Annotated in this window: 14 protein-coding genes and 1 tRNA gene; 6 read left to right on the plus strand and 9 right to left on the minus strand. The window is 70.3% G+C overall.

All coding sequences use genetic code 11. From position 1 onward, the window contains the following. Position 1 precedes the first annotated feature (1 nt). The 3 genes from IFT51_RS02145 to IFT51_RS02155 form a co-directional block, all read right to left on the minus strand. On the minus strand, positions 2–244 hold the full coding sequence (locus tag IFT51_RS02145) for a DUF4244 domain-containing protein (RefSeq protein ID WP_192058658.1): 243 nt from the start codon (positions 242–244) through the stop codon (positions 2–4). Between the two features lie 103 nt (positions 245–347). Beyond that, positions 348–1,340 carry a type II secretion system F family protein gene (locus IFT51_RS02150; RefSeq protein ID WP_192058660.1) on the minus strand — a complete coding sequence of 331 codons (993 nt, stop codon included), beginning with the start codon at positions 1,338–1,340 and terminating at the stop codon, positions 348–350. Next, a complete protein-coding gene (locus tag IFT51_RS02155) occupies positions 1,330–2,457 on the minus strand; it encodes a TadA family conjugal transfer-associated ATPase (protein ID WP_192058662.1) in 1,128 nt (375 codons plus the stop codon). Before IFT51_RS02155 ends, IFT51_RS02150 begins: the two co-directional genes overlap by 11 nt. 375 nt (positions 2,458–2,832) lie before the next feature. On the opposite strand from IFT51_RS02155, the gene acs reads away from it, so the two are divergent. Beyond that, positions 2,833–4,785, plus strand: a complete 1,953-nt coding sequence (acs, locus tag IFT51_RS02160; RefSeq protein ID WP_192058664.1) for an acetate--CoA ligase — start codon at positions 2,833–2,835, stop codon at positions 4,783–4,785. Positions 4,786–4,794: 9 nt separating this feature from the next. Here acs and IFT51_RS02165 read toward each other — a convergent pair whose 3' ends face one another. Both IFT51_RS02165 and IFT51_RS02170 read right to left on the minus strand, forming a co-directional pair. After that, the gene (locus IFT51_RS02165; protein WP_192058666.1) at positions 4,795–5,274 is read right to left on the minus strand and encodes a RidA family protein; all 480 of its coding nucleotides are present in this window, start codon (positions 5,272–5,274) and stop codon (positions 4,795–4,797) included. Then, entirely contained in the window at positions 5,274–5,432 is a 159-nt protein-coding gene (locus tag IFT51_RS02170) for a hypothetical protein (RefSeq protein ID WP_192058668.1), read from the minus strand. The genes IFT51_RS02165 and IFT51_RS02170 overlap by 1 nt, the downstream gene beginning before the upstream one ends. A gap of 50 nt (positions 5,433–5,482) precedes the next feature. On the opposite strand from IFT51_RS02170, the gene IFT51_RS02175 reads away from it, so the two are divergent. The 5 genes from IFT51_RS02175 to IFT51_RS02195 all read left to right on the plus strand — a co-directional run bounded on the left by IFT51_RS02175 (position 5,483) and on the right by IFT51_RS02195 (position 10,636). After that, on the plus strand, positions 5,483–8,062 hold the full coding sequence (locus tag IFT51_RS02175) for a transglycosylase domain-containing protein (protein WP_192058670.1): 2,580 nt from the start codon (positions 5,483–5,485) through the stop codon (positions 8,060–8,062). Further along, positions 8,059–9,009, plus strand: a complete 951-nt coding sequence (locus IFT51_RS02180) for a metallophosphoesterase (RefSeq protein WP_192058672.1) — start codon at positions 8,059–8,061, stop codon at positions 9,007–9,009. The genes IFT51_RS02175 and IFT51_RS02180 overlap by 4 nt, the downstream gene beginning before the upstream one ends. A 105-nt stretch (positions 9,010–9,114) precedes the next feature. Next, positions 9,115–9,188, plus strand: a tRNA-Pro gene (locus IFT51_RS02185). A 162-nt stretch (positions 9,189–9,350) separates the two neighbouring features. Further along, entirely contained in the window at positions 9,351–9,866 is a 516-nt protein-coding gene (locus tag IFT51_RS02190) for a GtrA family protein (RefSeq protein ID WP_192058674.1), read from the plus strand. Then, positions 9,863–10,636, plus strand: a complete 774-nt coding sequence (locus IFT51_RS02195) for a polyprenol monophosphomannose synthase (protein WP_192058676.1) — start codon at positions 9,863–9,865, stop codon at positions 10,634–10,636. The genes IFT51_RS02190 and IFT51_RS02195 overlap by 4 nt, the downstream gene beginning before the upstream one ends. Positions 10,637–10,663: 27 nt before the next feature. Here IFT51_RS02195 and IFT51_RS02200 read toward each other — a convergent pair whose 3' ends face one another. The 4 genes from IFT51_RS02200 to IFT51_RS02215 are packed head-to-tail and all read right to left on the minus strand — an operon-like array spanning position 10,664 to position 14,448. Further along, positions 10,664–11,272, minus strand: coding sequence for a thymidine kinase (locus IFT51_RS02200; RefSeq protein WP_192058678.1), 609 nt, complete (start codon positions 11,270–11,272; stop codon positions 10,664–10,666). Further along, positions 11,272–12,021, minus strand: a complete 750-nt coding sequence (locus IFT51_RS02205) for a response regulator (protein WP_192058680.1) — start codon at positions 12,019–12,021, stop codon at positions 11,272–11,274. The genes IFT51_RS02200 and IFT51_RS02205 overlap by 1 nt, the downstream gene beginning before the upstream one ends. Further along, positions 12,008–13,150 carry a hypothetical protein gene (locus IFT51_RS02210; protein ID WP_192058682.1) on the minus strand — a complete coding sequence of 381 codons (1,143 nt, stop codon included), beginning with the start codon at positions 13,148–13,150 and terminating at the stop codon, positions 12,008–12,010. Before IFT51_RS02210 ends, IFT51_RS02205 begins: the two co-directional genes overlap by 14 nt. Beyond that, positions 13,147–14,448 (minus strand): sensor histidine kinase, encoded by a 1,302-nt coding sequence (locus tag IFT51_RS02215; RefSeq protein WP_192058684.1) that lies wholly within the window; start codon positions 14,446–14,448, stop codon positions 13,147–13,149. Before IFT51_RS02215 ends, IFT51_RS02210 begins: the two co-directional genes overlap by 4 nt. Between the last annotated feature and the right edge of the window lie 25 nt (positions 14,449–14,473).

The following is a 14,473-nucleotide window of genomic DNA, read 5'->3' on the forward strand; positions in this document are numbered from 1 at the left end:
GTCAGCCCACCGTCAGGGCGGACCGGACGAGATCGGACAGGGTGCCCCGCACCTCGTCCGAACGCATGATGACGACCAGGAGACCGGCGAACCCCACCGCGGCCATGATGACGATCGCGTATTCGGCGGTCGCCGCGCCGTCGTCGGCCGCGAGCAGGCGACGGAGCGGGCCGGCGCGGCGACTGCCGTCCCGGCCGGTGAGGACGGTCGTGTTCCGGGTGTCGAGGGCGGGATGCGGTGTCATGGGGTTCCTTACTCTCTGCAGGACCACTCGGTGTGGCGTGGTCCGAGTCTCCGGCGTCGCCGCGACCGACCGGCGTCGGCACCGGCGACGCTGGGGATCGGTCTCACCAGCTCGCCGTTGTGGAGGAGACGAGCGAGACGACGAGCGGCACGACGGCGACGACCAGGAACGCCGGCAGGACGCAGAGGCCGAGCGGCAGCATGAGGGTCGACCCGAGTCGTGCGGCGGCCGACTGGGAGTCCGCGGCACTGCGGAGTCGCCGTTCACGGGCGGTCGCCCGGAGCAGCTCACCGGCGGGGGCACCGGCCCGGCGCGAGAGATCGAGCACCTCGAGGCAATCGCGCTCGGCGTCGTCCTCCACTGCGACCCCGGACCCGTCCGCATCAGCCGACGGGAGCAGCTCGAGGGCGGACCGCACGAGCGCGAGCCCCGAGTCCCACGACGCACCGCCCGAGACCGCGACGGCCAGCAGTTCCAGGCGCAGACCGGGGACGGGCCCCTCGGGCGTGGCACCGCGGACGAGTCGTGCGTTCCAGGCCCGAGCGAGGGCCACGAGGCCCGCGCCGACCGCGAGGCAGCCCCAGCCGACGGGCGTGCCGACCAGCACGCCCGCCGTGTCGAAGCCCATGCCCATGGAGAACAGCAGACCCACCGGCGGCAGCGCCAGCACGATGCGCCCCGTCGAGCGAGGCCCGCTCAAGGCCACCTCGACGTCGCGCCGCGCCGCCTCGGCTGCGCGAAGGCCCGCCACGAACGTCCGCAGGCAGTCGGCCAGGGGCGCACCGCTGCGCTCCGCGACGAACCACGCACAGGCGACCTGCCTCCAGTCGAGCTCGTGACGCGGGCCGTCGGGCGCGCGTGCGAAGGGTCGTCCGCCCAGAACCGCCGCGAGCGCCTCCGAGATCGGCATGCCGGTCACGGCCTCGGTCGCGACGGCGAACGTCACCTCGCGGACGGGCCCCGGAGGCTCCGACTCGGCGACATGCCGCCAGGCCGAGGCCGGGACGACGCCGGCGGACAGCAGCACGGCGACGCGCTCGACGACCGTCGAGGCGGGGGTGACGGTGACGAGACGGCGCCGCCGCTCAGGCGGCACGACGAGCGAGCCCCGCCCGAGCCGTCAAGGCGCCGTCCGCATCGAGCACGAGGTGCCCGATCTGGGCGAGACGCCGACCCTCGGCGGTCCGCTCCAGATGGAACACGGCGTCGAACGCGCTGACGGCCTGTCGCGCCAGCGCCGCGGGGCTGAGCCCGGCGACCGCGCCCAGCGCCTCGAGACGGGCGGGGACGTCGGCCAGACCGTTCGCGTGCAGAGTGCCGGCACCTCCGTCGTGCCCGGTGTTCAGGGCCGACAGCAGATCGCGCACCTCCACTCCGCGGCACTCCCCCACCACGAGTCGGTCCGGGCGCATGCGCAGCGCCTCGCGCAGCAGACGGGCGAGATCGACTCCACCGACGCCCTCGAGGTTGGGCTGACGCGTCTCGAGCGAGACGACGTGCGGATGATCGATCCGGAGCTCGGCCACGTCCTCGATGGTCACGATCCGATCGGTCGGATCCGCTTCGGCGAGGAGACTCGACAGGAAAGTGGTCTTCCCCGCCCCGCCCGCCCCTGTGATGAGGATGTTCGCGCGCCGGCCCACGCACCTCCTGACCTCGCTCTCGTCGACGTCGTCGAAGAACCCCTGCGCGGAGAGCCCGTCGAGCGTGAGGGGCGTCCGGCGCGGCAGGCGGATGGAGAGGAGGGTGCCCGCCGTCGACACGGGCGGCAGGACGACATGGACCCTGATGCCGGCGTCGAGGCGCACGTCGACGCAGGGGCTGGCCTCGTCGACGTGTCGACCGCCCGCCGCCACGAGTCGTACCGCGAGATGCCGTGCGATGTCGTCGGACAGGTGGATGCGACCGTCGGGCAGGAGGCCGTGGCCGCGATCCACCCAGGTGCCCCCTCCGCCGTTCACGAAGACGTCGGTCACGCCCGGCTCGTCGATGATCTCGCGCAACGGGCCGAAGGGAGCCCCGCGAGACGAGCCGGGCAGGCTCTGTACCCCGTTCACGCCCGTTGTACCCCGATGATCGAGACGGCCGCGCGACGCCGCGGGGACGAAGCGCCCCAGGTCGACTCCGCGGGTGACCGACGGGTGATCGACGGGACGCGGCGAGGGGGCGGCAGGGGCGGCCGAGAGGGTGGTCGAGGTCTGGATCGGAGTCATAGCCGGACGCTAGAGGACACGCCACCGGAGCAGACGGTTCGGTGCATCGCCTGGGGACGACGACGCCATGCCGACGATGTGGAGGGGTGATCGCCCTCACCCGCGGAGGGTGATCTCCGGGTTAAACGAAGAGGGGCGGCGCCGATTGGGGGGAACCGGCGCCGCCACCGCAACACGCGATTGGGGGGAATCAACGCATTGCGAGTCGGAACTGAATCCGACTGCGTTAACTGTACCCCAGGATGGGCCCGCCTCGCCACGCGCGACACGTCGATCTTCCGTGATCGGACAGGCCTACCCGGAAAGACCCCGGGGGTAGTCTCGCTTCCTGTGCGGGTCAGCCCGCGCCTCCCGCAACGACGCGAAAGGTCCGACATGGCCGACGGAACCCCGACCCCTCCGAGAGAGGCGTCCACGTTCGCCCCCGACCCGGTGTTCGCCTCGAACGCCGTCGCCACCCGCGATCTGGCCGATCGCGCGCACGCGGACCGGTCGGCCTTCTGGGCCGAGCAGGCCGACGCGTGCGTGACGTGGGGTCGCCGACCGACCGAGACCCTCGACTGGTCCGATCCCCCGTTCGCACGGTGGTTCGCCGACGGCACGCTGAACGTCGCCTACAACTGCCTCGACCGGCACGTCGAGGCCGGCCACGGTGAGCGCGTCGCCCTCCTCTGGGAAGGCGAGCCCGGTGACGCACGCGCGGTCACCTACGCCGAGCTGACGGCCGACGTGAAGCGGGCCGCCAACCTGCTGTCGTCGCTGGGCGTCGGGCCGGGCGACCGGGTGGTCGTCTACCTGCCGCAGATCCCGGAGGCGGTGGTCGCCATGCTCGCGGTCGCCCGGTTGGGCGCGGTGCACTCGGTCGTGTTCGGCGGCTTCAGCGCCGAGAGCCTCCGCGCACGGATCGACGACGCCGAGGCCACGCTGGTGATCACCGCCGACGGCGGGTGGCGGAAGGGCAGCGTCTCGCCCCTCAAACCAGCGGTCGACGCGGCACTGGCGCTCGGCGGGCGGTCGACGGTCGAGAACGTGCTGGTGATCAGGCGGGGCGAGAACGCCGTCGACTGGGTGGAGGGGCGTGACCTCTGGTGGCACGAGGCCCTCGAGGGCGTCGAAGCGGAGCACACCGCCGAGATGTTCGAGGCGGAGCATCCGCTGTTCATCCTCTACACCAGCGGCACGACGGGCAGACCGAAGGGCATCCTCCACACGTCGGGCGGTTACCTGACCCAGGTCGCCTACACGCACAGGAACGTGTTCGACCTCCGCCCCGAGACCGACGTCTACTGGTGCACCGCCGACGTGGGCTGGATCACCGGGCACAGCTACGTCGTCTACGGGCCGCTCGCCAACGGGGCGACCCAGGTGCTCTACGAGGGCACACCCGACTCCCCCGGCCCCGGGCGCTGGTGGGATCTCGTCGAGAAGTACGGGGTGACCATCCTCTACACGGCGCCCACGGCCATCCGCGGGTTCATGAAGGCGGGGCGCGAGATCCCACAGGCTCGCGATCTGACGTCGCTGCGCCTCCTCGGATCCGTCGGCGAGCCCATCAACCCCGAGGCGTGGCTCTGGTACCGCGAGGTGATCGGGTCGGGGACGACGCCCATCGTCGACACCTGGTGGCAGACCGAGACGGGCGCGATGATGATCTCGCCCCTGCCCGGAGTGACGACGACGAAGCCCGGCGCCGCCCAGACCCCCGTGCCCGGCATCGTCGTCGACGTCGTCGACGACCAGGGCGTGCCGGTGGCGGACGGCGAGAGCGGCCTCCTCGTGGTCACGGAGCCCTGGCCGTCGATGCTCCGCGGCATCTGGGGCGACCGCGACCGGTACGTCGAGACCTACTGGGGCCGCTTCGGCGACCGCTACTTCGCCGGAGACGGCGCCCGACGCGACGACGACGGCGACATCTGGCTGCTCGGCCGCGTCGACGATGTCATGAACGTCTCGGGGCATCGCCTGTCGACCGCCGAGATCGAGTCGGCGCTGGTGTCGAATCCGCTCGTCGCCGAATCCGCCGTCGTCGGAGCCGCCGACGAGACCACGGGTCAGGCCGTCGTCGCGTTCGTAGTTCTCCGCGACAAGAAGAGGCGGAGCGTGACCCCCGAGGAGGCGGTGGCCCGGTTGCGAGCGCACGTCGCCGACCGCATCGGCGCCATCGCCCGCCCGCGCACGATCGTGCTGGTCGACGAACTGCCGAAGACCCGCTCGGGCAAGATCATGCGACGACTCCTGCGCGACGTCGCCGAAGGACGCGAGGTCGGCGACACCACGACGCTCGCGGACTCGGCGGTGATGGGGGTCATCACCGCCGAGATGCGCTGAGCCGCAGGGTCAGGCCAGGGGGCGGACCTCGAGGACGATCTCGACCTCGACGGGCGAGTCGAGAGGGAGGACGGCCACGCCGACCGCGCTGCGGGCGTGGATGCCCGCGTCGCCGAACACCCGGCCGAGGAGCTCGGACGCGCCGTTGATCACACCGGGCTGACCGCTGAACGCCGGGTCGGAGGCGACGAAGCCCGTCACCTTGACGACGCGCACGACGTCGTCGAGCGAATCGAGCACGGAGGCGGCCGCCGCGAGGGCGTTCAGTGCCGACGTGGCCGCGTACTCCGTGGCCGCGGCGGGGTCGACCAGACCATCGCCCTCACCGACCTTGCCCGTCGCGGGCAGAGCGCCGTCGACGAAGGGCAGCTGACCCGCCGTGTAGACGTACGAGCCGGTGCGCACGGCGGGGACGTAGGCGCCTGCGGGCGTCGCGACCGCGGGGAGAGCGAGCCCCAACTCGGCCAGACGGGCGGCGACGTCGGCCATCAGTCGTCCTGCTTCTGACGCTTGAACCAGGCGACCGGGCCGCCCTCGGGCCCCTGCGTCACCTGCACGAGCTCCCAGCCGTCACTCCCCCAGTTGTTCAGGATCGCGGTGCTGTTGTGCACCATCAGCGGCGTCGTCATGTACTCCCAAAGGACCATTTGTCGTTCCGTTCAGCTTGGTTTTCCGGGTTGTCACTTACCCTGATCTTATGTCTGACCCAAAATCGAAGCCGACGTCCGTCGTCGGCGCGCTCTTCGGCTTCGTCGGCTTCAGCGTCCTGGCCGGTCTGCTCGTCACCATCGGTGTGACACCCGCCATCGCCGTCGCCGGCATGACCGCATCCAGCTCCATCGGCGTCTTCGAGTCGATCCCCGAGTACATCGAGATCGGAAAGCTGCAGCAGCGCAACGTGCTGTACGGCAAGCAGAACGGTCAAGACGTCCCCTTCGCGACGCTCTACGCGCAGAACCGCGTCGCTCTGAAGTGGGAAGAGGTCTCCCCCAATCTCAAGAACGCCGTCGTCGCCGGTGAGGACCGCCGCTTCTACGAGCACGGCGGTGTCGACCTGACGTCGTTGGTCCGAGCCGGAGTCGGCTCACTCGCCGGCGGGCTCGGAGAGAGCGGTGGCGGCTCGACCCTGACGATGCAGCTGGTGCGGAACATCCGCCTGGCCGAGGCGCAGGGTCTCACCGGCGACGAGCAGGCCAAGGCCATCAAGGAGGCCAAAGAGGTCAGCATCGACCGCAAGCTGCAGGAGATGAAGTTCGCCATCGGGCTCGAGAAGAAGTACAGCAAGGACGACATCCTCCTCGCGTACCTGAACATCGCGTACTTCGGCGACCAGGCGTACGGCGTCCAGGCGGCCTCGCAGCACTACTACAACAAGGCGGCGTCCGACCTGACGGCGACCGAGGCGGCCAGCCTCATCGCCATGGTGCAGTACCCCGAGAAGCGCAACCTCGGCACGCCCGACAACTACCAGGGCAACGTCGATCGCCGCAACGTCATCCTCGCCAGCATGCTCGGCGAGAAGTACATCGATCAGGAGACCTACGACGCAGCGGTCGTGGCGAACCCCGCCGATTACGTCAAGCTGACCACCCCGTCGCAGGGCTGCACCGCGGTCACCGCAGCAGGTGCGCAGCAGTTCTGCGACTACGTCAAGAAGAGCATCAAGGACATCCCCTCCCTCGGTGCCGACGCGGAAGAGCGCGAGGCCAACTGGAGCACCGGCGGCTACAAGGTCTACACGACCATCAATCTCGACCTGACCGCGAGCGCCCGCGCCCAGATCGACCGCTACGCACCTCCGACCGAGTCCGCGCTCATCCTCGGCAGCGCCGTCAACTCGGTCGAGGCCGGCACCGGTCGGGTCATCGTCATGGCCCAGAACCGCAACCTCAACGAGGACCCCGAGGTGACCGACCCGAACGTCACGGCCATCAACTACAGCACCGACAAGCCGTACGGCGGCTCGGGCGGGTTCCAGACCGGTTCGACCTACAAGCCGTTCACGCTCATCGACTGGCTGCAGAACGGCCACGGCCTGAGCGAGTCGGTCAACGGCAGGCCGCGTCCGTTCACCCCCATGACCTTCGGGGGAGAATCGCTCAGCACTGTCAGCTCGGACTTCCCGCAGGGGTTCGCACCGAAGAACGACGACGGGCGCAATCCGGGCTACGTGACCGCACAGCGCGCCACCGCGCTGTCGATCAACACCGCGTACGCCGCGATGGCCCAGAAGCTCGACCTGCGCGACATCCGGGACGTGGCCACCTCGCTCGGTGTGCACCGTGCCGATGGCACGGAGCTCCAGTACCAGAACCCCTCGTCGTTCCTCGGGACGAACGAGATCGCTCCGCTCACGATGGCGGCCGCCTACGCCGGCATCGCCGCCGGCGGCAAGTACTGCAAGCCGATCATCGTCGACCAGATCGTCGACGCCGACGGCCAGAAGATCGGCGGTCAGCCGCAGGAGTGCAACCAGGCGCTCGACCCCGAGATCGCCGCGGCCACCATCCAGGGCATGTCGCAGCTCTGGTCGAACGGCGGCACCGGCGTCGGAGGACTCCCCTACGACGGCTACCCCGAGATCGGCAAGACGGGCACCACGACCGAGAAGGACCAGATCTGGTTGATCGGCTCGACGAGCAAGCTCGCCACGGCCGTGTGGATGGGCAACGTCAAGGGCAAGGTCAGTCTCCGGTCGGCCTACTCGCCTGCGACCGGGACGACCTACGCCAACGCGCGTGCCGGTTTCTTCCGTGACGTGCAGACGGTCAACAACACCGTCTACCCAGGCACCGCGTTCCCGGTGGCGGATCCCTCGGTCGTCCGCGGCACCTCCTCCCTCAGCGTCCCCGACGTGACGGGGAAGACGGCCGAGGAGGCCGCCACCAGCCTGCGGGCTCTCGGACTCTCGTACGTCGACGGTGGTCGCCAGAAGTCCGAACAGCCCCTGGGCACCGTGACGACGACCAGCCCGAGCGCCGGTTCGCGCGTCTCGTCCGGCACCTCCGTGACGGTCTACACGAGCGACGGCGGCAACGCGGTCACGGTCCCCGACGTGGTCGGCGACTCGTTCGACGACGCGGTGTCCGCGCTCGCGGGCACGGGCTTCGAGGCGGCCAACGTCTCGGTGGCCGGGTACGTGAAGGGCTCGGCCGACAACGTCTGCCAGGTGGTCGCCTCCGACCCGGCCGCCGGCTCCACCGTCGACCGGACCGGCCCGGTGCGTCTGCAGCTCTACGGCGATGCCGAGGGCAAGGACCCCGGGAACTGCACATGAGTCCACTGAGTCCTGCACGGACGACGGCCGCGACCGCGATGGTGGGCGCGGCCGTCGGCCTGGGCGCCTTCGCCTGGGGTTCGCTCGTCGAACGCAACCGGTTCACGGTGCGGCACGAGGTGCTGCCCATCCTCGAGGCCGGTTCGCGCAGTCTCACGATCCTGCACCTCAGCGATCTCCACCTCGCGCCCTGGCAGACCGAGAAGCAGGAGTGGGTGCGGGGTCTCTCGGTCTACGAGCCCGATCTCATCGTCAACACAGGCGACAACATCGGGCATGTGGACGCCCACGAGGCCCTCGAGTACACGCTCGAGCCGTTCCGGGACGTCGCGGGCGTCTTCGTCCACGGGTCGAACGACTACTTCGCCCCCACACCGAAGAACCCCCTCGCGTACTTCGGCGGACCCAGCAAGGCCCACCGCACCCCCACGCCGCTCGACATCGCCCGCATGGAGTCGTTCTTCACCGGTCTCGGCTGGCTCGACCTCAACAACACGGCCAGAGCGATCGAGGTCCGTGGGTCGAGACTCGAGTTCTTCGGCGTCAACGACGCGCACCGAGGGTGGGATCGTCTCGATCGCCTCCCTGGCGCCCTGGACGATCTGCGAGAGAACGTCGGCTGGCAGGACGACCGCGGCGGGCCCGAGCCGGTGAGCATCGCGCTGACCCATGCGCCCTATCAGCGGGTGCTGAACTCGTTCGTCACCAACGGGGCCGACGTCGTCTTCGGCGGGCACACCCACGGCGGCCAGGTCCGTGTGCCCGGCTACGGTGCGCTCGTCACGAATTGCGACATCCCCCGCAGCAAGGTCAGCGGCCTCAGCACGTGGAGCCACGCACGACGGACGGCTCACCTCGAGATCTCCGCCGGTCTCGGGACCTCTATCTACGCCCCCGTCCGGTTCGACTGCCGTCCGGAGGCTGTCGTCGTCACCCTCACGGCCTGACATGCGGGCCGCCGGTGTCGACGGCATCGTCGGTCATGACCCACGCGATTCGTTTGCTACCATGGTCAGGTTGCTCCGGTCGCAGAACATCGCGGCCAGTCATATCGGGGTGTGGCGCAGCTTGGTAGCGCGCCTCGTTCGGGACGAGGAGGTCGTGGGTTCGAATCCCGCTACCCCGACGATGTGATCAGTTCCACCTCGAAGACGCCCGCCGCTCTGTCACGACAGAGAGGCGGGCGTCTTCTCGTCTCCCCAGTGGCGCGGGCCGTCGACCCGGCCACGTGCCGTGCCGTGCCGTGCCGCTCGACGATCTCGCCGACGACGGGCGCTAGGGTGATCCGGTGAATGCAGTGATCCGGTTGGCCCGAGCCAACCCCTCAGCCCTTCGATTCCTCGTGGTCGGCGGCATCGGGTTCGTCATCACCATGGTGATCAACTACGGCCTGAAGCTCTTCGTCATCCCCCAGCACCCCGTGACGGCCCTCGCACTGGGCATCATCGTCGCGACCGTCGTGTCGTACTGGATGAACAAGAAGTGGTCGTTCGACGACCGCGGCGACCGCCACACCGCGCACGAGATGCTGCTGTTCGTCGTCGTCAGCGTCATCGGCGTCGGCCTCAACTCGGCCCCGCTCTACCTCTCCCGCTACGGCCTCGGTCTCGAGGTCCCCAACGTGTCGTTCGCCACGCAGGAGGTGGCGGACTTCATCAGCGGCCCGATCATCGGCACGCTCATCGCCATGGTGTTCCGCTACTGGGCCATGAACAAGTGGGTGTTCCCGAAGAGCGCCGAGCTGGCGGACGTGATCTCCCCCACGTCGCCTACGGCGGTCGTGTCGACGGCAGGTCGACGATGACCGCCGCCGACGGAACCGGGGCCGCTCCCGCCGTCCTGGTCATCATCCCGACGTACGACGAGGCCGAGAACATCGGTCGCGCGGTCGCGAAGCTGCGCGAGGCGGTGCCCGCTGCGCACATCCTGATCGCCGACGATGCCAGCCCCGACGGGACGGGCGACATCGCCGACGGCATCGCCGCGTCCGACGGCAACGTGCACGTCCTCCACCGTCGGTCGAAGGACGGCCTCGGGGCCGCCTACATCGAGGCGTTCGGTTGGGGCATGGCCCGCGGGTACGACGTCCTCGTCGAGTTCGACGCCGACGGAAGCCACCCCGCCGAGACCCTGCCGGAGATGCTCGACGCGCTGCGACGGCTGCCGGCCCCCGGGCTCGTCATCGGCTCACGATGGATCAAGGGCGGGTCGGTCGTCAACTGGCCGCTGCGTCGCGAGCTCCTGAGCCGCGGCGGCAACCTCTACTCGCGCATCGCGCTCGGAATCCGGGTCCACGACGCCACGGCGGGATTCCGGGCGTACAGCACTCCCGTGCTGGCCGGCATGCGGCTCGAAGAGGTCGAGTCACGGGGCTACTTCTTCCAGGTGGACATGACCCTCCGCACCATCGACGCCGGTCACCCCATCGCCGAGGTGCCCATCGTCTTCCGTGAACGCGAGGCGGGTGTCTCGAAGATGAACGGCGACATCGTGACCGAGGCCATGGCCAAGGTGACACGCTGGGGCGCAGCCCGATGGTGGCGTCGCCTCACCCGCCGCCCTCTGCGCCGCTGAGAGCCGCTCTGAGCCGCTCAGAGCCGCTCAGGCGCTCAGTCGACCGCCGCTCTCGGCGAGGTAGCACGCGCCGCAGAGCGACTCGTAGGTGACCTCGTGGCCGTCGATGGCCACCTGGTCGCCGTCGAAGACGAAGCGTCCGTCGATCGTCCGGGCGTTGAAGACCGCCTTGCGACCGCACCGGCAGATGGTCTTCAGCTCTTCGAGCGAGTGCGCCACCTCGAGCAGACGACGACTGCCCGGGAACGCCGTCGTGCGGAAGTCCGTCCGGATGCCATAGGCCAGCACCGGCACGCCCTCGAGGATGGCGATGCGGAGCAGGTCGTCGACCTGAGCCGGCTCCAGGAACTGGACCTCGTCGACCAGCAGACAGGCGATGTCGCTGCCGGTCGCCTCGCGGACCCGCGCCCGCTCGGCGCAGAAGACGTCGAGGACGTCGTCGCCGGGCGCGAACGCGACGTCCGCCGTGCGGCTGACCCCGAGTCGCGAGACGATCTGATCGTCGCCCTTGGTGTCGACGCGCGGTTTGGCGAGCACGACCCGCTGCCCGCGCTCTTCGTAGTTGTACGCGGCCTGCAGCAGGGCGGTGCTCTTGCCGCTGTTCATCGCCCCGTAGCGGAAGTAGAGCTTCGCCACTACTGCAGGTAGCCGTCTTCGGCGGCGCGTCGGATCAGCTCGGACTTCTTGCTCGCCGGTCGGTTCGCCTTCGCGTACTTCTCGCGGACCCGGCGCAGATAGGTCTTCGCCGTCTCGTACTGGACGTTCATCTGCTGCGCGACCTCGTTCGTGCTGAACCCCGACACGTAGAGGCGGAACGCCTCGGACTCGCCGGCGCTGAGCTTCGGTCGACTCTGGTTCGTGGCCCCGACGGGCAGCGGCCGCCAGTCGCGCTGCGGCGAGGCGTCGCGGGCGACGCCCATGACCTGCCGAGCGGCGTCCATCACCTCGCGCATCGGCAACGACTTCGAGAGGAACGCCGAGGCCCCTGCCTCGAGCGCGCGCTCACGCGACTCGCGGGTGTCGAGACTCGACAGCACGATGACCTTCGCACCCGCGGCACGGCAGGTGCGCACCCGGGCCTCGATCGACACGGGCTCTTTCAGCTGGAAGTCGAGGAAGACGAGATCGGTGGGGAAGTTGTCGCTGTGGACCAGCTGCAGCCACGTGTGCGCCGTCAGCACGAGGTCGAAGTCGAATGCGTTGACGTTGATCCAGCTCGAGAGGCTGTCGAGCAGCACCTCGTGGTCGTCGAGGATCGCGAGGCGGACCCGCCACGTCGACGGGTCGCCGCCCGCGGGGCCGACGGTGTTCCACGACGGGGCCGCCGCGGGTCGCGAGTAGCCGGGGCGGTGCGACGAGCGGTCGCTCGACTCAGTGCTGGTCATAAGAAAACCTTAGTGTCAGGAGGGCAGGGCTCAGATCGACCACGAGGTCGTCGTAGACGACGCGGACGACGGCGAAGTAGGGGGCGAGCCGGTTGCGGACGGCGAGGTCGGGCGCCCGGGTGGCGACGGTCAGACGGATGTCGACCCGCGCCTCCTCGGCTCGCACCGCGATGCGCACATCGGACGCGTCGACGACACCGGTGTCGGCGAACGCCACGAGGAGGGCGCGGAGGGCGGTCCGGTGGTCGTCGGCCATCTCGCCGGCCAGGTGCTCGGGGTCGTCGATGACTCCCCCCACCGCGACCGCCGGCGCCGTGAGGAGCTGCTCGAGCCAGCTGCGGTCCGCTTCGGCCACCATCGTCCCGCGCAGCGTCTCGGCGATGGCGCGAGCGCGCCGGCTGTCGTCAGCGGTCACCTCGCCGGCCTCGATCAACCCCGTGAAGAACGGCACGACGTCGCGGTTGAGGATGGTCACGCGGTCCTGCTGCACCGACCGGGCGATGCCGGCCCGCAGATCGGCGGTGCCAGCCCGACGATACGAGGAGGCGCGCTCGACCCAGTGGTCGACCAGCGTCACGAAGGTGGCCGAGAACGTCGCCCCGGCCGACGTGAGCGCGAGCACGGGCGTCACCGCCACGACGACGTAGAGGACCGCCGGGAGACCCGCGGCGAACGAGGGGCTCTCGACGACCACCACGACGCCGATCACCGACGCCAGGATCAGGCCCGCGATCCCGATCTCGCGTCCGGGCCGGTACGGCGCCAGGCCGAGGATCAGCACGCCGACCGAGACGGACGTCCAGTCGTCTCGGACCATCTCGTTGTGGCCCGCCGTCGAGACGACCGAGAGCACGACCACCGCCGCGAGCAGCACGACCATCACCACGACGTGAGGTCTCCGGAACGGCGCACGCGCGGGCCGGGACCCGAGCACCAGCACCGTCGCGGCCGCCGCCAGAGCGCCGAGCGCGGCGATGGCTGCGGGCCACGAGGCGACGTCGGCACGGACGACGACCGTCACCACGACGGCGTAGAGGACGGCGGCCAGCCCCGCGATGACGGTGAGGGGGCCGGCGCTGAGCGCACCGAGCGGGTCGACCTGCTGCGGCGTCCGCTCCCGGCGGCTCACGCCGCCCCTCCGCCTGTGGTCCGCCCGGCGCCGGGAGCGCCGTCGACCGGGCCGCCATCGACCGGGCCGTCACCGGCATGACCGCGCGCGTCGGTTGCCGACACGGCACCGGTGGCGGCGGACGTGCCTATCGGCACCCGGATGACGACGCTCGTGCCACTGCCCACGGACGACCAGATCTGCACCTCGCCGCCGACCCGCTCCATCCGCGCCTGCACGGAGTTCTTGAGCCCGAGACGGTCGGCGCCGGTGCCCTCGACGTCGAAGCCGACACCGTCGTCGATCACCATGACGGAGACGTCGTCCGCGTCGCCGTAAACCACGACCTCGGCCCGGGTCGTCCCGCTGTGCTTCTCGACGTTCGCCAGGCACTGCGCGACGGCGAGCCCGAGGGCCTGCGCCTGATCGACGCTCAGCCGGGCCACGGCGGTCACGTCGCCGGTCACGCCGATCTCGAGCCCGGCCTCGCGGGCGGACTCGACGGCGAGGGCGAGCTCGCTCCGGTGCCAGTCCCGGGGCATGCCGTCGGACGCCCGACCGGCCAGCCACTCCTGCCCGACGAGCGTCTCGATGTCGGCGGACATCGATTTCGCGATCCGCGGAGCGAGCGGCCCGGGAGGGGCGGAGGCGACGGCCGCGAGATGACTCAGGACGGTGTCGTGCAGCAGGGCGGCGGCCTGCTGCTCGATGTCGTGGCGGATGCCCTGCAGCTGCTGGTCGAGAGCGGCCCGGTGCAGACTGGGCTGCGCGCGCCGGGCACGGTCTCGGGCGATCACACCCCAGCCGACGGTGACGACGACCAGCAGATAGGTCAGGGCCGTCGCGACGTCGAACTGCGAGGTCTCACCCGTCTGCCACGTGGCGGCCAGGGTCGCCACCTCGCCGAGGACGACCGCGATCGTGGCCCAGACGAGACCGAGCCGCGGCTGGCGGCCGCTGCCCGCCACCAGGATGAGGGCGATCTTGGGCAGCGAGAGCGAGAAGGCGTCGGACGTCCGCACGGCCGGTATCTGGGCCAGGATCGTGACGGCGTACCAGTACGTCGCCGCCGAGCCGATGGCGAGGAAGGCGGCCATGGCCGACGCCGTGCGTCGACGCTGGAGGACGACGCTCATCGCGACGAGGGTGCAGATCGCGACCAGGGCGGGCCAGAGGATGTACCCGGGGCCGGTCGCCTGACTGATGACGAGCACGAGCGACGCGCTGGCGAGCACCACGCAGGCCATGACGTAACAGGCTCGGGCGACTGCGCGACCGGTGCTCTGCGGAGCCAGGTGAGCCGGGAGGCCGAGCAGCATGCGGCCTCCTTCTCGTCGACGGGCT

The organism is Frigoribacterium sp. CFBP 13712, assembly GCF_014842255.1.
Classification (GTDB): domain Bacteria; phylum Actinomycetota; class Actinomycetes; order Actinomycetales; family Microbacteriaceae; genus Frigoribacterium.